The organism is Streptomyces sp. NPDC028305, assembly GCF_055569495.1.
In genome coordinates, this window is record NZ_JBVHTN010000010.1 from 330,142 (window position 1) to 348,947 (window position 18,806).

At 72.2% G+C, this 18,806-nt stretch carries 16 protein-coding genes and 1 riboswitch; of the genes, 9 read left to right on the plus strand and 7 right to left on the minus strand.

The genetic code is table 11. The annotated features are described in order from the left end of the window. Positions 1 to 175 precede the first annotated feature (175 nt). The 3 genes from ACZ4WQ_RS39070 (at position 176) to ACZ4WQ_RS39080 (ending at position 3,934) form a co-directional block, all read left to right on the plus strand. Positions 176 to 1,858, plus strand: a complete 1,683-nt coding sequence (locus ACZ4WQ_RS39070) for a serine/threonine-protein kinase (RefSeq protein ID WP_468022790.1) — start codon at positions 176 to 178, stop codon at positions 1,856 to 1,858. Positions 1,859 to 1,937: 79 nt separating this feature from the next. Then, complete coding sequence (locus ACZ4WQ_RS39075) at positions 1,938 to 3,209, plus strand: PspC domain-containing protein (RefSeq protein ID WP_398374661.1); 1,272 nt, start codon at positions 1,938 to 1,940, stop codon at positions 3,207 to 3,209. Then, on the plus strand, positions 3,206 to 3,934 hold the full coding sequence (locus ACZ4WQ_RS39080; RefSeq protein ID WP_398374659.1) for a LuxR C-terminal-related transcriptional regulator: 729 nt from the start codon (positions 3,206 to 3,208) through the stop codon (positions 3,932 to 3,934). Before ACZ4WQ_RS39075 ends, ACZ4WQ_RS39080 begins: the two co-directional genes overlap by 4 nt. A 24-nt stretch (positions 3,935 to 3,958) precedes the next feature. Here the strand turns inward: ACZ4WQ_RS39080 and ACZ4WQ_RS39085 are convergent, their stop codons facing one another. Then, on the minus strand, positions 3,959 to 4,660 hold the full coding sequence (locus ACZ4WQ_RS39085) for an NAD(P)-dependent oxidoreductase (protein ID WP_311724329.1): 702 nt from the start codon (positions 4,658 to 4,660) through the stop codon (positions 3,959 to 3,961). A gap of 107 nt (positions 4,661 to 4,767) precedes the next feature. On the opposite strand from ACZ4WQ_RS39085, the gene ACZ4WQ_RS39090 reads away from it, so the two are divergent. Continuing rightward, positions 4,768 to 5,469: a TetR/AcrR family transcriptional regulator gene (locus ACZ4WQ_RS39090; protein WP_398374657.1), complete on the plus strand. Its 702-nt coding sequence runs from the start codon at positions 4,768 to 4,770 to the stop codon at positions 5,467 to 5,469. 65 nt (positions 5,470 to 5,534) lie between these two features. Here the strand turns inward: ACZ4WQ_RS39090 and ACZ4WQ_RS39095 are convergent, their stop codons facing one another. Continuing rightward, positions 5,535 to 6,218 (minus strand): lipoprotein, encoded by a 684-nt coding sequence (locus ACZ4WQ_RS39095; RefSeq protein ID WP_398374656.1) that lies wholly within the window; start codon positions 6,216 to 6,218, stop codon positions 5,535 to 5,537. A gap of 205 nt (positions 6,219 to 6,423) precedes the next feature. Between ACZ4WQ_RS39095 and ACZ4WQ_RS39100 the strand changes: the two genes are divergently transcribed. Then, positions 6,424 to 7,482, plus strand: coding sequence for an alpha-hydroxy acid oxidase (locus ACZ4WQ_RS39100; RefSeq protein WP_311724326.1), 1,059 nt, complete (start codon positions 6,424 to 6,426; stop codon positions 7,480 to 7,482). A gap of 30 nt (positions 7,483 to 7,512) precedes the next feature. Here ACZ4WQ_RS39100 and ACZ4WQ_RS39105 read toward each other — a convergent pair whose 3' ends face one another. Beyond that, positions 7,513 to 8,586 (minus strand): homoserine dehydrogenase, encoded by a 1,074-nt coding sequence (locus ACZ4WQ_RS39105; protein ID WP_398374654.1) that lies wholly within the window; start codon positions 8,584 to 8,586, stop codon positions 7,513 to 7,515. 48 nt (positions 8,587 to 8,634) lie between these two features. Then, positions 8,635 to 9,666, minus strand: a complete 1,032-nt coding sequence (locus tag ACZ4WQ_RS39110) for a C40 family peptidase (protein ID WP_398374653.1) — start codon at positions 9,664 to 9,666, stop codon at positions 8,635 to 8,637. A 319-nt stretch (positions 9,667 to 9,985) separates the two neighbouring features. On the opposite strand from ACZ4WQ_RS39110, the gene ACZ4WQ_RS39115 reads away from it, so the two are divergent. Further along, entirely contained in the window at positions 9,986 to 10,339 is a 354-nt protein-coding gene (locus tag ACZ4WQ_RS39115; RefSeq protein ID WP_311724323.1) for a hypothetical protein, read from the plus strand. Positions 10,340 to 10,506: 167 nt separating this feature from the next. Further along, the gene (locus tag ACZ4WQ_RS39120; protein WP_311724322.1) at positions 10,507 to 11,154 is read left to right on the plus strand and encodes a L,D-transpeptidase; all 648 of its coding nucleotides are present in this window, start codon (positions 10,507 to 10,509) and stop codon (positions 11,152 to 11,154) included. A gap of 76 nt (positions 11,155 to 11,230) precedes the next feature. Here ACZ4WQ_RS39120 and ACZ4WQ_RS39125 read toward each other — a convergent pair whose 3' ends face one another. Then, positions 11,231 to 12,439, minus strand: a complete 1,209-nt coding sequence (locus tag ACZ4WQ_RS39125) for a C40 family peptidase (RefSeq protein WP_398374651.1) — start codon at positions 12,437 to 12,439, stop codon at positions 11,231 to 11,233. A gap of 8 nt (positions 12,440 to 12,447) precedes the next feature. After that, positions 12,448 to 12,623: riboswitch (cyclic di-AMP (ydaO/yuaA leader) on the minus strand. A gap of 156 nt (positions 12,624 to 12,779) precedes the next feature. Between ACZ4WQ_RS39125 and pcrA the strand changes: the two genes are divergently transcribed. After that, on the plus strand, positions 12,780 to 15,272 hold the full coding sequence (gene pcrA, locus ACZ4WQ_RS39130) for a DNA helicase PcrA (protein WP_358846454.1): 2,493 nt from the start codon (positions 12,780 to 12,782) through the stop codon (positions 15,270 to 15,272). A gap of 93 nt (positions 15,273 to 15,365) precedes the next feature. On the opposite strand, the gene ACZ4WQ_RS39135 is transcribed toward pcrA, so the two are convergent. Continuing rightward, positions 15,366 to 17,024 carry a M23 family metallopeptidase gene (locus ACZ4WQ_RS39135; RefSeq protein WP_398374650.1) on the minus strand — a complete coding sequence of 553 codons (1,659 nt, stop codon included), beginning with the start codon at positions 17,022 to 17,024 and terminating at the stop codon, positions 15,366 to 15,368. 183 nt (positions 17,025 to 17,207) lie between these two features. Further along, positions 17,208 to 18,029, minus strand: a complete 822-nt coding sequence (locus tag ACZ4WQ_RS39140; RefSeq protein WP_311724318.1) for an esterase/lipase family protein — start codon at positions 18,027 to 18,029, stop codon at positions 17,208 to 17,210. A 348-nt stretch (positions 18,030 to 18,377) separates the two neighbouring features. Here ACZ4WQ_RS39140 and ACZ4WQ_RS39145 point away from each other — a divergent pair, with 348 nt between their 5' ends. Next, positions 18,378 to 18,788: a cobalamin B12-binding domain-containing protein gene (locus tag ACZ4WQ_RS39145; RefSeq protein ID WP_398374648.1), complete on the plus strand. Its 411-nt coding sequence runs from the start codon at positions 18,378 to 18,380 to the stop codon at positions 18,786 to 18,788. Positions 18,789 to 18,806 lie beyond the last annotated feature (18 nt).

The window sequence follows — 18,806 nt, forward strand, 5'->3', positions numbered from 1 at the left end:
TGACAACCCTGGGCCTTCCCTGAGATCTTCCCCGAGGCCGCGGCGGCTATCGTGGCGCATCGAACATATGCGGGGGCCATGGCAGTCGGGGGAGCGGGAGGGGCACACAGTGTCAGACGAAGGGCGGCTGATCGCGGGCAGGTACCGGCTGGCCGTGCAGATCGGCCGCGGCGGCATGGGCACGGTCTGGCGGGCCCAGGACGAACTGCTCGACCGTCAGGTCGCGCTGAAACAGCTGCATATCTCTCCGCACCTCACCGAGGACGAGGTCTCCACCCTCTTCGAGCGCACCCGCCGCGAGGCGCGCAGCGCCGCCCGCATAGCCCATCCCAATGTGGTGGTCGTCCATGACGTCGTGGAGGACTCGGGGCTGCCGTGCATCGTGATGGAGTACGTGCCCTCGACCACGCTGGGCGATCTGCTCAAGGGCGGCCGGACCATCAGCCCCGACGAGACGGCCCGGATCGGCCGCGGCATGATCGCCGCGCTGCGGGCGGCGCACGCGGCGGGGGTGCTGCACCGCGACGTCAAGCCCGGCAATGTGCTGCTCGGCGACGACGGCCGGGTGGTGCTCACCGACTTCGGCATCGCCATGGCGACCGGCACCTCGACGCTCACCAAGACCGGCGAGGTCGTCGGGTCCATCGACTTCATCGCGCCCGAGCGGATCAGGGGCCGGACCCCGGGGCCCGCCTCGGACCTGTGGGCGCTGGGCGCGACGCTGTATCAGGCCGTCGAGGGGCGGCCGCCGTTCCGTAAGGCCACGCCGATCGAGACCGGGTACGCGATCGCCGTCGACCCGCTGGAGCCGCCGCTGCGGGCCGGGCCGCTGACCGGGCTGATCGAGGCGCTGCTGGCCAAGGAGCCCGAGGACCGGCCGAACGGGGAGCAGATCGACCGCGCGCTGCGCGGCCCGGCGGGGCTGCCGGAGACCACGTCGATGCCTAGGCCGGACCCGGAGGCCCTCACCACCCAGCTGCCCGCGGCCACGCCCGCACCCACGCCCACGGTCGACCCCGCGCCCACCCACACCCCCACCCCCACGCCGACGCCCGGCTACGGCCATACGCCGACGCCGACGCCCGGGTACGGCCACACGCCGACGCCGACGCCCGGGTACGGCCACACGCCCACGCCCACGCCCGGGTACGGCCACACCCATGTGAACTCGTACCCCCCGGCGCCGCCCCCGCACGGCGGCCGCCGCAGCCGTAAGGCGGTGTGGACCGCGTCGGTGGCCGCGGTGGCCGTGGTCGGGGTGGCGGCCGGGGTGTATCTGTCGGGCGTCGACCTCGGCGGGGGCAAGGACGACGGGGGGCGGCCCGGCTCCTCCGACAGCGCGACCAGCGCGTCGGCGTCGCCGACGTACAAGATCCCGCCCCTTCCCGACGGGTATCACCGGGTCGAGCTGACGGAGTTCGGCGTCTCCCTCCCCGTGCCGGACGACTGGACCCGCCAGCCCGACAACAGCTCGCAGGGCACGGTGGACGGCACCCAGGAGGTCAGATTCCTGGACTCGTCCCAGAAGGCCAGGCTGATGGTCAACGTCATCGACCCGGCGGGCCCCGACCCTGTGAAGCACTTCGAGGGGCTCGAGACCCAGCTGAAGCAGGAGTATCCGGTCTTCGAGCGGATGCGCTTGTCGGAGACGAAGTACCGGGGCCTGCCCGGGGCCATCTGGGAGTTCAAGTTCCAGGGGCGGGAGCGCTGGTACCGCGCCATCGACCTCGGCTTCGGCGAGGAGGGCGGCAAGGCGTACGCGCTCTACCTGAGCGCGCCCGCGGACGAGTGGGAGACGTACCTGCCGGTCTTCCAGAACGTCAAGGAGGGCTTCAAGATCGAGGAGAGTTCCTCCTGACCCTGCCGACGGCCCCGTCGGGGATCCATCAGGGGCGACCCTGATGCCCGGATGCCGCCGGACGTGTGACGATCGGGGCATGACCGCCGCCGCGCCCCCGTCCGCCGAGCCGCCCCCGCGCAAGCTGTACCGCAGCGCCGAGGGGCGGATGCTCGGGGGCGTCGCGCGTGGTCTCGCCGGGCATCTGGGGCTGCCGGTGTCCTGGGTGCGGTTCGTGTTCATCGCGCTGCTGATGGCCGAGGGCTTCGGCGCGCTGGTGTACGCGCTGTTCTGGTTCGTGGTGCCGCTCGGCTTCGGCGGCGTCGAGACGTCCCGCCCGGCCCCCGACCGGGGCGCCGAGGGCGGCCGCCGCATTCTGGCCCGCAAGCCCGACAAGGGGCAGGTCTTCGCCCTGCTCGCGCTGCTGGTCGGCATGGGCGTCTTCGTCGAGAACTTCCAGCTGGGCCGCGCCAACATCTACGTCTGGCCGCTGCTGCTGATCAGCGCGGGCGTGGCCCTGGTCTGGCGCCAGGCGGACAACTCGCGGCGCTCCCAGTGGGTCGAGCTCAGCCGCCGCAAGCAGGTGCTGCCGATCGCGCGGGGGGCCGCCGGGGTGGTGCTGGTCGGCGCCGGGGTGACGGGCATCGTCGTGCTCCAGGGCTCGGCCAAGCACCTGGGCGCGGTGCTCCAGGCCGCGCTCGCGGTGCTGGTGGGCATCGCGCTGCTCGCGGGCCCGTACCTGGTGCGGATGGCCCAGGACCTCTCCGACGAGCGCCTGATGCGCATCCGCGCCCAGGAGCGGGCCGAGGTCGCCGCCCACGTCCACGACTCCGTGCTGCACACCCTGACCCTGATCCAGCGGAACGCGGAGGACCCCCGCGAGGTCGCCCGGCTGGCCCGGGCCCAGGAGCGCGAGCTGCGCGCCTGGCTGTACCGGCCGGAGGGCCGGGGCAAGGACGAGGCGGAGGAGCCGGACACGCTGGCGGAGGCGGTCAAGGCAGCCGCGGCCGAGGTCGAGGACCATCACGGCGTGCCGATCGAGGTGGTCGTCGTCGGCGACTGCCCGCTGGACGAGAAGCTGGCCGCGCAGCTCCAGGCGGCGCGCGAGGCGATGGTCAACGCCGCCAAGTACGGTGGCGACGGCGGGGCCGTCCAGGTCTTCGCCGAGGTCGAGGGGGCCACGGTGTTCATCTCCGTACGGGACCGGGGCCCGGGCTTCGACCTGGACGCGGTGCCGGAGGACCGGATGGGCGTGCGCGAGTCCATCATCGGCAGAATGCGGCGCAACGGCGGTACGGCGCGGCTGAGGTCCGCGCCCGACGGGGGCACGGAAGTGGAGCTGGAGATGGAGAGGGCGGCGACGACGACATGACCGACGCGAGCGGGGCGGCGAACGAGGCCGGCGGGGCGAGCGGGGCGGCGGACGGGACGGAGGGCCGCCGAGTGCGGGTCGTCCTCGTCGACGACCACCGGATGTTCCGGACCGGCGTCCAGGCCGAGATCGGGGAGACGGCCCGCACGGGCGTCGAGGTGGTCGGGGAGGCGGCGGACGTCGACCAGGCCGTCACGGTGATCGGCGCCACCCGGCCGGAGGTGGTCCTCCTCGACGTCCACCTCCCGGGCGGCGGAGGCGTCGAGGTGCTGCGCCGCAGCGCCGCGCTGATGGCCGACCCCGACCGGCCGGTGCGGTTCCTGGCGCTGTCGGTCTCGGACGCCGCCGAGGATGTCATCGGGGTGATCCGCGGCGGCGCCCGCGGCTATGTCACCAAGACCATCACCGGCACCGACCTGGTCGACGCGATCTTCCGGGTCTCCGAGGGCGACGCCGTCTTCTCGCCCCGCCTCGCCGGCTTCGTCCTCGACGCCTTCGCCTCCACGGACGCCCCGCCGGTGGACGAGGACCTCGACCGGCTCACCCAGCGCGAGCGCGAGGTGCTGCGGCTGATCGCCCGCGGTTACGCGTACAAGGAGATCGCCAAGCAGCTGTTCATCTCGGTGAAGACGGTCGAGAGCCATGTCTCGGCGGTGCTGCGCAAGCTCCAGCTCTCCAACCGCCACGAGCTGACCCGGTGGGCGACCGCCCGCCGCCTGGTGTGACCCGCCTGGTGTGACCCTCGGGCCTCAGTAGCCGATCGTGAACCGCCGCTGGACGAACCGGGGCAGCTCGGCCTCGTCGATCAGCGCGACGGCGGCGTCCTCGAAGGAGATGCGGCTGCGCCCCTCGGCGTCCAGGACCGGCTGGTCGCCGCCGAGCCGGAAGCGGCCGGTGCGCTCGCCGGGGGCGATCTCCTCGGCCGGGCTGAGGTAGGTCCACAGCCGGTTCGAGGTGCGCAGCACGTTCAGGGCGTCCCGGTGGCCCCGGACCGCGGCCGCGTACTCCCTGGGCAGGCCGATCGAGTCCAGCGTCGCGTACAGGTCCTCGTCGGAGTCGGCGCGGGTGACGCCCGGCCTGATCTCCAGGCTGCCCGCGCCGCCGATCACGATGAGCCGGGTCCTGGGGTGGCTCTCCAGGGCCTTCAGCAGCGACGTGGCCGCCGTGGCGTACGCGGTGGGGTCGGCGATCGAGCGCCGCACGGTGTCCGCGAGGTCCCGGGCGGCGTTGCCCGGCTGGAAGCCGCTGATCAGGACGTCTAGCCCGGGCAGGACCGCCGCCACGGCGTCGGCGTCGAAGATGTCGACGCTCTTCCAGACCACGTTCTCGCGGTCCTCCTCGATACGGGAGGCGTCGCGGGTGAGCGCGGTGATGTGGTGGCCCCGGCCGAGAGCCTCGGTGACGACGCGCTGTCCGATGCCGCCGGTGGCGCCTATGACTCCAATGCGCATGACAGAAATCTCCCCTGTGCGAGCCGTGCTCTATATGGCGTGCCGTGACTATACGGTGTGAAGTTTTTATACGGAAACCAAGGATTGTGACGCTGTAGAGTGCTCCCGTGGGTACGACAGGACGGCGGGAGAGGCTGCGCGCCGAGACGACGGCCGAGATCAAGAAGGTCGCGCTGGGGCTGATGTCCTCGGGCGGGCCGGACGCGATCACCCTGCGGGCCATCGCCCGCGAGATGGGCATGACGGCCAACGCCATCTACGGCTACTTCGCCACCCGGGACGACCTGGTCACCACGCTGATCAGCGACGTGTACACCTCGCTCGCCGACGCCGTGGAGGCCGCCCGGGACGCCTGCCCCGCCGACGACCCGGCCGGCCGCATCGCGGCCTGGGCCAACGCCTTCCGCGACTGGGCTCTCACCAGCCCGGAGGGCTTCCGGCTGATCTACGGCGACCCCGTACCCGGCTACCGGGCGCCCGAGGGCAGCGCCGCGCCCGAGGCCGAACACCGCGTCTGCGCCGGGCTGACCGGCCTGGCCGCCGGGGCCTGGCCGCACGCCAAGGCGCTCTACCCGGAAGCCGAGTTCGCGTGGTCGGACTTCGACCCCAAGCTCGCGGCCGAGGTGCGCGAGGAGTTCCCCGGCCTGCCGCCCGCCGCCGTGGCCATCGCGCTCCGCCTCTGGGGCCATCTGCACGGCCTGGTCTCACTGGAGATCTACGGCCATATGCGGGTCCAGACCCCGCGCCCGGACAAGATCTACCGCGCCGAGGTCGCCCAGCTGATCCGCGGCCTCGGCCTGCCCGCGTAGCGGCGCCACGGCTTCGCCGCGGCGGCCCGGGCCCGTCTCCCGGGCCGCCAGTTGCTTGTTGCCTGTCAGCCGTCGGCGCGTGCCATGGTCTGCTTGGCCAGCTCGTACGCGGGCAGCATGGCGTCGTGCTCCTCGCTGTCGAGCCCGCCGAGGTGCAGCACGACACCTCCCTTCGGGGTCACCACCGCGAGCGCACGCTCCCGCTTGGACTCGTCCAGGTCGGGGACGTCGAGGATGTAGCTGATCTCCGCGGCGGGCAGGTCGCCGGCCTTCACCTCGCTGTACCGGGCGTCGCGTACGCCCTTCTCCTCGGCGATGAACGCCTTCAGCAGCTGCCGGGGCTCGGCGCCGGCCGCGGCCTTGCCCTTGTCCCCGGTCCAGACGCGCAGAAAGCCGACGTGCCCGGCGGGCTTCGCGTCGATCTCGCAGACCAGGGTCACCGGCCCCTGCGAGAGCAGCGTGGAGCCCAGCTCGGGGTCCGCCCCCTCCAGCTCCTTCACCGCCTCCGGCTTCCACGACTTGGCGAGGCTGAACCGCACCGGCAGCGCGCAGGCCGTGTCCGGGCCGCCGAGTTCGCCGCCCGCGGCCGCCGTCTTGACGCCGCCGCCGCTCTTGGCGCTGTTCTTGCCGCTCTTGCCGCCCTTGTCGTCGTCGTTCGAGTCCGAGGAACAGCCCGTCAGTACTCCGAACACGCCGATCACACCGATCGCCACCGCGGCGCCCACGGCCGCCCGACCCGGTTTGCGCATCCCACGCATCGCGCTGTTCCCCGCCTTCTGCACAGAAAAATCGAAAATTCGCCGCAGCATATACGGAACGGAAGCCGATTGACCGAGGGTGGCACGGCCGGCCGGAACGCTCAGAGGCGAAACGTTTCCGGTCCCCGCGCTCCTGTGCATAACGTGCTTGAGCCGCCCGCGACTTGTGGCCGCGGGCCGGGAGGAGGCGCGAGCGATGGGCACCGCGGGAGAGTCGGCGGCACCGGAACCGGAGTGGTGGCAGACCTGGGAGGCCGAAGCGGAGCGGCGCCTGCCGCCGCACGCCTACACCTACTACGCCTCCGGCGCCGTACGTGACGTCACCCGGGACGAGGGGCTGCGCGACTGGGACGCGCTGCGGCTGCTGCCGCACGTGCTGCGCCGGGTGTCCGGGGTCGCCACCCGTACGACGGTGCTGGGCACCGAGGTCGCCACCCCTGTGCTGGTAGCGCCCATGGCGGGCCAGGAGTACGCCCACCCTGACGGGGAGCGGGAGATGGCCAAGGGCGCGGCCGGGGCCGGGTCCCTGCTGGGCGTGACGACCTGGACCGCCAGCCGCTTCGAGGACATCGCCGCGTCGGGCGCGCCCTGGTGGTACCAGGTGTACGTCACCCGCGACCGCGGCCTGACCGCCGAACTCGTCCGGCGCGCCGCCCACCACGGCGCCCGCGCCCTGCTGTTCACCGTCGACCTGCCGGTGCTCGGCCGCCGCGGCGAGAAGCAGCGCGCCGCCGACCTCGACCCGACCGTGCGCCTGGTCAACCTCGAGGGCCGCCAGGTGCTCCCGCGCGAAGAGGTCCAGTCGGAACCGGACCTGACGCCGGACCTGATCGGCTGGCTGCGCGAGACCAGCGGGCTCCCGGTCGTGGTCAAGGGGGTGCTGCGGGCGGACGACGCCAGGGTCGTCGCCGACCACGGGGGCGCGGGCGTGGTGGTCTCCACCCACGGCGGCCGCCAGCTCGACCGCAGCGTGACCTCGGCGTCCGCGCTGCCGCGCGTGGCCGAGGCGCTCGCGGGCACCGGCGTCGAGGTGTACGCCGACAGCGGGGTGCGCCGCGGCGAGCACATCGCCGCGGCCCTCGCGCTGGGCGCCCGCGCGGTGTTCGTCGGCCGCCCGGCGCTGTGGGGCCTGGCCACGGAGGGGGCCGCCGCGGTTCAGGAGGCCGTGGAGCGGCTCACCGCCGAACTCGCCCACACCATGACCCTGCTGGGCGCCGCGGACCCGGCCGCGCTCACCCCCGACCTCGTCGCCTGAGCCCGGGCCCCGTGGCACCGTGGCCCCGTCTCACCCGAAGCCGAGGCGCCGCGGCGCGGCCACGTCCAGCGTGTCCTTGACCATGGCGAGCGCCGCGCCGAGCGGGCTGGAGCGGCCGCCGCTCACGGTGATGTCGCCCGCGTCCGGGCAGCCGTAGACCACGGCCTTCTCGGGCCCGGTGAGCGCGTGCAGCGGGTCGCCGGGAGCGGTCCGCTCCAGGCGGACGCGGACCAGCAGCGGCTCGTCGGCGGTCGCGCTCGCGACCGCCCGCAGGCGGTGGTCCGAGGCGGCGGCCGCCCGCGCGGCCCGCGCCGCGCCCTCGTCCACCGCTTCGGTCTCGGTACGGATCGCCGAGGCGTCCCACCCCCACAGCAGGGCCGCCAGCAGCCGCGCCTTCGTGGCGGCGTCGGAGCCGGACAGATCGGCGCTGGGATCGGCCTCGGCGATGCCGCGCCGCCGTGCCTCGGCGACCGCGTCGGGCAGGGAGTCTCCGGCCGCCAGGCGGTCGAGTACGAAGGTGGCGGTGCCGTTCGGGCAGGCGCGGATGGAGCGGCAGCCAAGGCCGCGTACGCCCGCCCTGGCCAGGTCGGCCGCGGGCAGGGCGGCGCCGGTGGCGCCCGAGATCCTGATCAGAGAGCCGCCCGCCGCCGCGGCGAGCCCCAGCTCCCGCCAGTGGCTGAGGAGATGGCTCTTGGTGGCGGTGACCACATGCACGCCGCGGCGCAGGGCGAGCAGCGCCTCGGCGGCCGCCTGGTCGCACACCTCGGGGGAGGACGGCACGCACTGGACCAGCACCCCGGCCCCCGTACGGTCCAGCGTCCCGGCCAGCGGCAGGGCCGGGCCCCAGGCGGAGCGGGGCGGCAGCGGCGCCCAGGTGCCCGTGCTGTCGGCGGGCGTCCCGTCGGTGGGCGTCCCGTCGGCGGGCGGCAGATACTCGGCCGAGCGGGCCCGTACGGCCGCCAGGCGCAGCCGCACCCCGTACCGGCGTGCCAGGGCCTCGCCGTGCTGGGCCAGGTGCTCGGCGTACGCCCGGCCGACCGGGCCGTAGCCGGACAGCACGACGGCCGCTGGGGCCGGCTTTTGGGCGACGGTTTCGTCCGACACGGGTGCGGGTCTCCTTCGCGCGCGGCTCGACGCTGATCCAGGAGAACGCTACGCGGGCCGGGTCGCGCCCGAGAACGGCATCTGGTCGATCGGCGCCACGCGGACGGGCGCGCCGGGGCGCGGGGCGTGGATCATGCGGCCGCCGCCGATGTAGAGGCCGACATGGCTGACGCCGGAGTAGAAGAAGACCAGGTCACCGGGGGCGAGCTCGGTGCGCGAGACCCGCCGGCCCGCGTTGATCTGGGTGTAGGTGGTGCGCGGCAGGGCTACCCCGGCGGCCCGCCAGGCGGCCTGGGTCAGCCCCGAGCAGTCGTAGCCGCGCGGGCCGGTCGCGCCCCAGACGTACGGCTTGCCGAGCGCCCCGTACGCGTACGAGACGGCGCGGGCCGCGCGGCCGGAGACGGGGGCGTACGGGGCGGTGCCGAGCCCGGTGTCCGCGCCGTGGGCGCCCTGGGCCTCGTAGCGGCGGCGCTGTTCGCCGGTCAGCTGGTCGAGCAGGGCCTCGGCGGCGGCGAGCTTCTTACGGGCGGCGCCCCGGTGGCGGGCGAGCGCCGCCTGGGCGCCGCGTAACTGGTCGAGCCGGTCCTGCGCCTCGCCGCGCACCTGGCGTAACTCCCGGCTCTGGCGGGCCAGCCCCGCGACGGCGGCGGCCTGGCGGCTGCCCGCGTGGTCGGCGAGTGAGGCGCGCCGCAGATACTGCCCGGGGGAGGAGGAGAGCGCGAGCTGGAGGGTCGGGGAGATGGTGCCGGAGCGGTACTGGGCGGTGGCGTAGGCGCCCAGGGCGTTGCGCGAGGCGTTCAGCCGCGCCGTCCGGCGGGCCGCCTCGTCGCGCAGGTCGTCGAACGACTCGCGGGCCCGGTCCGCTTTCACCTTCGCGCCGTTGTATCTCTCGTTGGCCTCCTCGGCCTCCCGCTGGTACTGGTCCACCTTCGCCCTCACCTGGGCGGGGGTGAGGCGGGTCTCGGCGTGGCCGGTGCCGCTCAAGGCGGTGGTGGCGGCCCCCGCGAGGGCGATGGCGGCGGCTGTCCAGGCGGTGCCGGCGGTGAGCGAGCGCTGCTTGGGCTTCCTGTGCGACGCCACGGCGGCGGCCACCTTCCTTCACGTTCTCGCGTGCTGTTGCGTGCTTTGTTGCTTGATGTCGGGCAGGCGGCAGCCCGCCGATGAGGCGGGGACCCTCGGTTGACGGGAGGCGGACTGCCACCTGGAGGAGGAAGCTAGGCGGGCGGCCGCGGGCGGGCGGTGCGATGAACGGGAGTGGACGGATTCGGCGCCCCGATGCCCGTAACCGACCGCCCGGCGCCCGGGCCGCCGATGACTCGAGGGCGGCCGTGATCGAAGCGGCGATAGTGGCCCACCCGGTTGCCGGGGGCTGATATGGGCCCAACTACGCTCCAAGGTCATGGACGTCCTCATCAATGTTTTCGTCGGCCTGCACATCGTCGGTATCGCCGCGCTGCTCGGCGGCTTCCTGGCGCAGCTGAAGCCGATGCGCGCGGGCGAGGGCCGGATGACCCCGGGGATGCTGCACGGCGCTCTCACCATGCTGGTGACCGGCGCCGCGCTGGTGGGGCTCAACCAGGCCGACGACAACAGCGTCAACAACATCAAGATCGGCGTGAAGCTGGCGCTGCTGATCGTGATCCTGGGGCTGGTCTATGTGAAGCGCGACGACGAGAAGGTGGAGGCCGCGGCCCTCGGCACGGTCGGGCTGCTGACCACGGCCAACATCTTCGTCGCCGTCCTGTGGACCTGAGCACCGCCCTGAGCACCGCCCTTGGGGCCTGACCGCTCCTGTCAGGTTCCGCGCAACCTTTTGTCCCCACTGTGTGTCTCATCGGGCAAGGCAGCCGAAGGGAGCGGATAGTGGGGGTACTTGCGGCGTGGGGCCGCCGGACAGGCGTGGCCTTGGGGGTAGCGGGGATGGTGGTGCCGCTGGCGGTGGCGCTGGCCACTCCGGCGCAGGCCGCCTCGTCGTGCACGACGAGCACGGGGCCGTATCAGAAGAAGGTGGAGAAGTTCCTGGGCCGCCCGGTGGACGGGCGGCAGTCGCGGGCGGACTGCCTCGCGATCCAGAAGTTCCAGGTCAACCACGGCATCAGCCCGACCATCGGCTATGCGGGACCGGTCACCTGGGGCGTGATGAACCTGATCAACACGCAGAAGGCGGCCGGGCACAACCCGAACAAGGCGAGGAAGTGCCCCACCAACAAGGGCCGCATCGCCTGTGTGGACCTCACGCGCCAGCTGAGCTGGATCCAGGACGGCTCGCGGCTGGTGTACGGCCCGGTGCCGGTGCGCACCGGCCGCGACCGGTATGAGACCCGGGTCGGGCTGAAGAAGATCTACTGGCGGAACATCGACCACTGGTCGACGATCTACGACGTCCCGATGCCGTACAGCCAGTTCTTCGACGGCGGCCAGGCCTTCCACTCCATCTCGGGGAGCGTGTGGTCGCCGCCCGGCTCCCACGGCTGCGTGAACATGCGCAAGGCGGACGCCAAGAAGTACTGGAGCCTGCTGCGGAACGGCGACGACGTCTACGTGTACGGCCGCAAGCCCGGCACCTGAGCCACCGTCTCCCGGGTCCCGGGAGACGGGTTCCGGGTCCCGGTGGGCCGACCGCCCTCCGGGACCCGGGAAGCCGCTACGCCGGCCGGACGCTGCCGTAGATCGGCATCTCGGTGATCGGCGCCTTCTTCACCACATCACCCGGCTTCGGGGCATGAATCATCATTCCGTCGCCTATATAGAGGCCGACATGGCTGATGTCGTCATAGAAGAAGACGAGATCGCCCGGCTGGAGGTCGGCGGTCGACACCCGCGTGCCGACCTTCACCTGGTCCCAGGTCGTGCGCGGCAGTGAGACCCCGGCGGCCTTCCAGGCGGCCTGGGTGAGCCCCGAGCAGTCGTAGGAGTTGGGGCCGGTCGCGCCCCAGACGTACGGCTTGCCGACCTGGGCACGCGCGAAGGCGATGGCCTTGTCGGCCTTGGTGGTCTGCGAACTGGAGGAACCCGAAGAGCCCGAGGAGCCCGACGAACCCGAAGACCCGGACGAGCCGGCGGACCCCGAAGAGCTGGAGCCGCTCGCCTGTTCCTGCTGTTTCTGCTGCGCCTGCTGCTCCTGCTGTCGCTTCGCCGCCGCCTCCCGCTGCTGCCGCGCCAGCTCCGCGGCCTTGCGCTGGGCCTCCTCTTCCTTCTTCTTCTCAATCGCCGCCAGCCGCGCCTTCTCCTCCGCGGTCAGCTTCGAGAGCAACTGGCGCGCCTGGGTGAGCTTGCCCTGGACGGTCTGCTTCTGGGTCTTCAGCTCCTGTTGCGAGCGGGTCAGCGTGGCCAGGCTCTCACTGGCCTTGGTGCGCTCCTTGGCGGCCGTGGCCTGTTGGGTCAGAAAGTCGTCGACGGCCTTCTTCTGCCCGCTGGACAGCCGGTCCATCAGATGGGACTGGTCGAAGATGCCCTTCGGATCCGAGGCGAACAGCAGCGTCGCGGCGCTGGAGGCCATGCCGCCGTTGCGGTACTGCGCGGCCGCGAGGCTGCCCAGGGTGCGCCGCGCCTCGTTCAGCTTCTCGGTGCGCTTGGCGACGCTGTCCAGGAGCTGGTCGACCTTGGCGCGCTGCCGGCCGGTGCGCTCCTTGGCCGCGTTGTAGCTCTGGGTGGCGGACTCCGCCTGGTGGTAGAGGGTGTCGACCTTCTTCTTGACCTCTTCGACCGACGGCTTCGGCTTGCCGGGCTCGGCGCTCGCCGTCTGGGAGAGGAGGGTGACGGATGCGAGGGCGGCCGTCGTGACGCCGACGGCGGTGCGGCGGCCGGTGGCCGAGTCCAGTATTCGGGTCCGCGGCTTGCGGTGCGACGCCAAGGGAGGCGACTCCTTCCGTGGACCGCCTACCGGGTTAGCTGTCGGGTTCGGGCGTCGGAAGGCTGCCCTACGGACCGGATGGTGACGGCCGACGTCGCCACATGGTCCGATTCACCCCAGTGGTGCCTCTGGGTCCCCGGCTCCGGCTGCCTCGCGGCGGGACCGGACTCGGCGGAGACAGCCCGTGTCGACGCGGTCGCCGACGGGTTCCGGACCGCCTGATCGAGGACGGTAGTGGGCTTGTGGGGCTCATGTGAAGCCTGGTGTTCGAATTGTCCCGAAACCGTTTCGTGACATCCGCACGTACGCTGTCAGTGCGGCAGCCTAGACTCGGTGAGCGATGAGCAGCCTCTTTGACGACAGCTTCCTGGCGGACCTCGGGCCCTCGGACGAGGAGCCTCCGCCGCCCGAGGACGACGGCCACCCCGCAGCTGAGGGCGTTCCACACGACCTCTTCGACGGGAAGTTCGACGCGCCCGTCCCCAGGGAGGCGTACTACCGCGACGGCGCGGCGCGGCCCGCGGTGGACACGTCCGCGCTGCTCGAGGGGATGAACGAGCAGCAGCGGGCCGCCGTGGTGCACACCGGCTCGCCGCTGCTGATCGTCGCGGGCGCCGGGTCGGGCAAGACCAGGGTGCTCACCCACCGCATCGCGTATCTGCTCGGCGCGCGCGGGGTCCACCCCGGCCAGATCCTCGCCATCACCTTCACCAACAAGGCCGCGGGCGAGATGAAGGAGCGGGTCGAGGAGCTGGTCGGCCCGCGCGCGAAGGCCATGTGGGTGTCGACCTTCCACAGCGCCTGTGTGCGCATCCTGCGCCGGGAGTCCAAGAAGCTGGGCTTCACCTCCTCCTTCTCGATCTACGACGCGGCGGACTCCAAGCGGCTGATGGCGCTGGTGTGCCGGGATCTCGACCTGGACCCGAAGCGGTATCCGCCCAAGTCCTTCAGCGCCAAGATCTCGAACCTGAAGAACGAGCTGATCGACGAGGAGACCTTCGCCGGGCAGGCCGCGGACGGCTTCGAGAAGACGCTCGCCGAGGCGTATGTGATGTACCAGTCGCGGCTGCGCGAGGCCAACGCCCTCGACTTCGACGACATCATCATGACGACGGTCAATCTGCTCCAGGCGTTCCCCGACGTCGCCGAGCACTACCGCCGCCGCTTCCGGCACGTCCTGGTCGACGAGTACCAGGACACCAACCACGCGCAGTACACGCTGGTGCGCGAGCTGGTCGGGCCGGGCCCGGTGGCCGCCGCGGACGGCGGCGCGGACGAGGGCGAGGTGCTCGGGGCCGCCGAGCTGTGCGTGGTGGGCGACGCCGACCAGTCGATCTACGCCTTCCGGGGCGCCACGATCCGGAACATCCTCCAGTTCGAGGAGGACTACCCGGACGCCACGACCATCCTCCTGGAGCAGAACTACCGCTCGACCCAGACGATCCTCAGCGCGGCCAACGCCGTCATCGAGCGCAATGAGAACCGGCGCCCGAAGAACCTGTGGACCGACGCCGGCGCCGGGGCGACCATCACCGGCTATGTGGCCGACACCGAGCACGACGAAGCGCAGTTCGTCGCCGACGAGATCGACCGGCTGACGGACGCGGGCGACGCCAGGTCCGGAGACGTCGCCGTCTTCTACCGGACCAACGCCCAGTCCCGTGTCTTCGAGGAAGTCTTCATCCGGGTCGGCCTGCCGTACAAGGTCGTCGGCGGCGTGCGCTTCTACGAGCGCAAGGAGGTCCGTGACGTCCTGGCGTATCTGCGGGTGCTGGCCAACCCGGAGGACTCCGTCCCGCTGCGCCGCATTCTGAACGTGCCGAAGCGCGGCATCGGCGAGCGCGCCGAGGCGATGATCGACGCGCTGGCGCAGCGCGAGAAGATCACCTTCCCGCAGGCGCTGCGCCGCGTCGACGAGGCATACGGCATGGCGGCCCGCTCGGCCAACGCGGTGAAGCGGTTCAACGTCCTGATGGAGGAGTTGCGGACGATCGCCGAGTCGGGGGCGGGGCCGGCCACCGTGGTCGAGGCGGTGCTGGAGCGCACGGGCTATCTGGCGGAGCTCCAGGCGTCCACGGACCCGCAGGACGAGACCCGCATCGAGAACCTCCAGGAGCTGGCGGCCGTCGCCCTGGAGTACGAGCAGGATCGCGGCGAGGAGACCCCGGGCACGCTCGCGGAGTTCCTGGAGCAGGTCGCGCTCGTCGCAGACTCCGACCAGATCCCGGACGACGACGCCGAGGGCGCCGGGGTCATCACGCTGATGACGCTGCACACCGCCAAGGGCCTGGAGTTCCCGGTGGTCTTCCTCAGCGGTATGGAGGACGGGGTCTTCCCGCATATGCGTGCGCTCGGCCAGACCAAGGAGCTGGAGGAGGAGCGGCGGCTGGCGTATGTCGGCATCACGCGGGCGCGTGAGCGGCTCTATCTGACGCGGTCGACGATGCGCAGCGCCTGGGGGCAGCCCGCGTACAACCCGCCGTCGCGGTTCCTGGAGGAGATCCCGGACCAGTATGTGCGCTGGCAGCGCACCGGGCCCGCCACCCCGTCGGCGTCGATGGGGGCCATCGGGGCCGCCGCGGGGGTCGCGTCCTCGCTGTCCTCGTCGCGTTCGAGGGCGGGCGCCGGGGCCGCCGGCTTCGCCACGCGGCGGGCCAAGGAGCGGCCGGTGGTCGCGCTGGCCATCGGCGACCGGGTCACCCATGACGCGTTCGGGCTCGGCACCGTGGTCGCGGTGAAGGGAAGCGGGGACAACGCGGAGGCGACGATCGACTTCGGAGGGGAGAAGCCGAAGCGGCTGCTGCTGAGATACGCACCGGTAGAGAAGCTGTGAAGTTGTAGGGGGGTGCACCGCGGCCCGCGCGGGCCGCGGTGCCGCCGCCCAGGGCGCCTATGCCTGCGACGCCTAGGCCGCGTACGCCTACGCCTACGTCGGGTCGAGGCCGTGGCTGCGCAGCCACGAGAGCGGGTCTATGGCCGAACCGCCGCCGGGGTGCACCTCGAAGTGGAGGTGCGGGCCGGTGGAGTTGCCGGAGTTCCCGGAGTACGCGATGACGTCCCCGGCCTTCACCGTGCCGCCCCGGATCTTGGCGCTGCTCAGATGGCAGTACCAGGTCTCGGTGCCGTCCGGGCTGGTCACTATGACCATGTTGCCGTAGGCGTCGTTCCACTGGGTGCGTACGGTGCCGTCGGTCGCGGCCATGACCGGCGTGCCGTAGCTGACCGGGAAGTCGATGCCGGTGTGCACCGACATCCAGTTGATGCCGGCCTGGCCGTAGGTGGCGCTCAGGCCGTGCTGCGCGACGGGCAGCGCGAACTTCGGCCGCAGCGCTTCCTTGCGCGCGGCCTCCTCGATCTTGCGCTTCTTCTCCGCCGCCTGGCGCGCCCGGAGGTCGATCCGCTCCTGGGTGCGGCTGGCGCGGGCCCGGAAGTCATCGGCGTCCTCGAGGCCCGCGGCGAGCTGGGTGTCCAGCTTGCTGTTGGCGACCGAGGCCTTGACCGGCGGGGTGTCCGCGGCGGCCTGCGTGGTCTTGGCGTCCTTCTTGTCGTCTCCGAGGTTGCTGACGGAGGCGGCGGCCACGGCGGTGACGCCCAGCGCGCAGACGGAGGGGACGGCGACGGTGAGGAGCGCCGAGCGTTTGGGGCGGGCCGAGGGGGCGCGGCGACGGCTGCGGCCGCTCTCCCGGCGGGGGGAGGGCAGCTGTACCGCTTCGGACTCGGTGGTCCTGTCGCCCTCGAAGTCGGCGTCGTCGGCGGAGTCGGCGAGGTCCGAGGGGGCGGTGGTTTCGGGGGAATCGGCGGAGTCGGCCGTGCCGGCCTGGGGGGAGTCGAGGTCCAGGACCATGAGGGAGGTCTGGGTCTCGGCCTGGTGCACGGCCGCCGCCCCGGGTTCCGGCTCCGCCTCGGGGGCGGCGTACGGGTGCTCGGCGGGCTGTTGCTGATATCCGCCGTGCTCGTACCCGCCCTCCTGGTACTCGCCCTGGCCGTAATCGTTTTGGCCGTATTCGCTTTGGCCGTACTGCGACTCGTCGACGGTCGCGTAGGCGCTCATGTCCCAGAACTGGGTCTGCCCGGTGTCGACCCCGGAGGTGTCGAACTGCCCGGTGCCGTCCCACTCGGCGGACTGGGCGGACTGGGGGACCTGGGCGGCCGTCAGGTCGTGGTGGCCGGAGGTGTCCCAGGCGGTGGCGTCCCACTGGCCGCCGGTGTCGGAGCCCTGCTGGGCCGGGATGGTGCCGGACAGCGGGACGCCGGAACTGGCCCACATCGCGGTGGTGTCATAGGTGCCGGAGTCATAGGCGCCGCCGGTGCTGCCCCACTGCGTGGCGTCGTACTGCCCGCTGGCGGAGCCATCGTGGCCGGTGCCGTAGCCGCCGCCGTCATGGCTGCCGGGAAGGGCGCCGAAGAGAGGGTCGCCGTCGCTGTAGGAGGCGGCGAGGCCGTCGAAGTTGCCGGTGGAGTAGCCGTCGTACCCGGCGTAGCCGTGCGCTGTGCCCTGCTGGTCGTATGCCTCGTAGTACGGATATGAGGCGTCGGGAGCGGGGACGGTCGAGGTTGTGATCCCCGACGGGTGACGGTCGTTCACCACCACTTCTCTTTCGCCTCGGCAGCAGGAGAATTAGCGGCGACTGTACCCGCCAGTTTGGGACGGCGACAATCTTCATCAGGTTTTGAGTAACGCCGGCACGGGCATTTGGCCGCCTTTCGGTGGACTGGACGCCGTAATTTGGCCGGGTGTTCGATTACTGTTCGGCAACTTCCGGCCCTGTCACGCAACCGAGGCGGCGCCTGAAGCGTCTGTCGGTACCCCCTCGGCGGCGTCCAGCGCCTCGCATATGTCGGCGGCGACCGCATGGTGCACCGGAAGGGTGAGATGTCCGATTCCGTTGACGCGGACGCTGTGCGCCAGGAGATCCGGATGGTCGATCCTCGCTGTCTCCGCGGGGATCATCAGCTGGTCCACCTCGCTCCAGAAGGCGATGAACCGGGTACGGCAGCCGGGCGCGGGGCGCCGTAATTCCTCGATCACATCGGAGTCCGGGCGCATCTGCCGCACCAGCGGATGCGCGGACAGCAGGGGCGCGGTGCGGGTGCCGGAGTGCGGGGTGCCCAGGGTGACCAGCGTGTGCACCCGGGCGTCCCCGCCCAGCCGCTGCACGTAATAACGGGCGATCAGGCCGCCCAGGCTGTGGCCGACGACATCCACCCGGCTGTGGCCGGTGCGCTCACAGATCTCCCGCACATGCCGGTCGAGCAGCGCGGCGGCGGTGCGGAGATCGCAGGTCAGCGGGGAGTAGTTGAGCGCCTCCACATGCTGCCGGCCGTGCCGGCGCAGGGAGCGGCGCAGCAGAACGAACACCGAGCGGTTGTCGATGAAGCCGTGCAGCAGAAGGACCGGGCGGTGGGCCCGGCCGTCCGTGGGCAGCCGGGGCGCGGCGCCGGGCGGCGGCGCGGCGGGCGGGCGCTCCTGGAGCAGGCCGGTCGGATAGAGGAGGAGGTGCCCGGCGAGGACCGCCAGGTCGAGAACGGTGGCGCGGATACGGATCGGGATGGGGATCGGGAAGGGGATGGGGATTCGGGTGAGGCCCATGGCGGCCGACCTCCTGAACGGCGCGCGGGAGGCGGCGCTGTCCCCCGCATGCCCTCGCGGGCAGCCGGCGGCGGACGGTTCGTGGTCGTCGCGGTACGACCGCTCCGTCGCACCGCGGCGCCAGGCGGCCCTCGCTGACGGCGCGGCGCGGTGCGACGGTCCCCGCTGCGGCTCCCCTGATTGGCCGGCCCGACGTGGGTGACCGCCTTGCGGCGGCCGAGGAGGAGGTGGGCGCGGCCGAGGTGAATGTGTCCCACGTGTGATTTCCCCTTCGCCGCGTGCCGTGAAACGGCTGGCTGCGGGATCCTGGAGATAACGTTCGTTCACGTTCGCGACATGGAGGCTGCGATGGGTGTGACCGGTCCGATCCGTGTGGTGGTGGCCAAGCCCGGGCTCGACGGTCACGACCGCGGGGCGAAGGTCATCGCGCGGGCGCTGCGCGACGCGGGCATGGAGGTCATCTACACCGGCCTGCATCAGACGCCCGAGCAGGTAGTCGACACCGCGATCCAGGAGGATGCCGACGCGATCGGGATGTCCATCCTCTCCGGCGCGCATATGACGCTCTTCTCGAAGGTGATCGAGCTGCTGCGGGAGCGGGACGCGGAGGACATCAAGGTGTTCGGCGGCGGCATCATCCCCGACGCGGACATCCCGCTGCTCAAGGAGCTGGGGGTGGCCGAGATCTTCACCCCGGGGGCCACGACCGCCTCGATCGTGGAGTGGGTCAGGGAGAACGTACGGCCGGTGGCCGCCTGACCCGCGCGCCACGGGCCG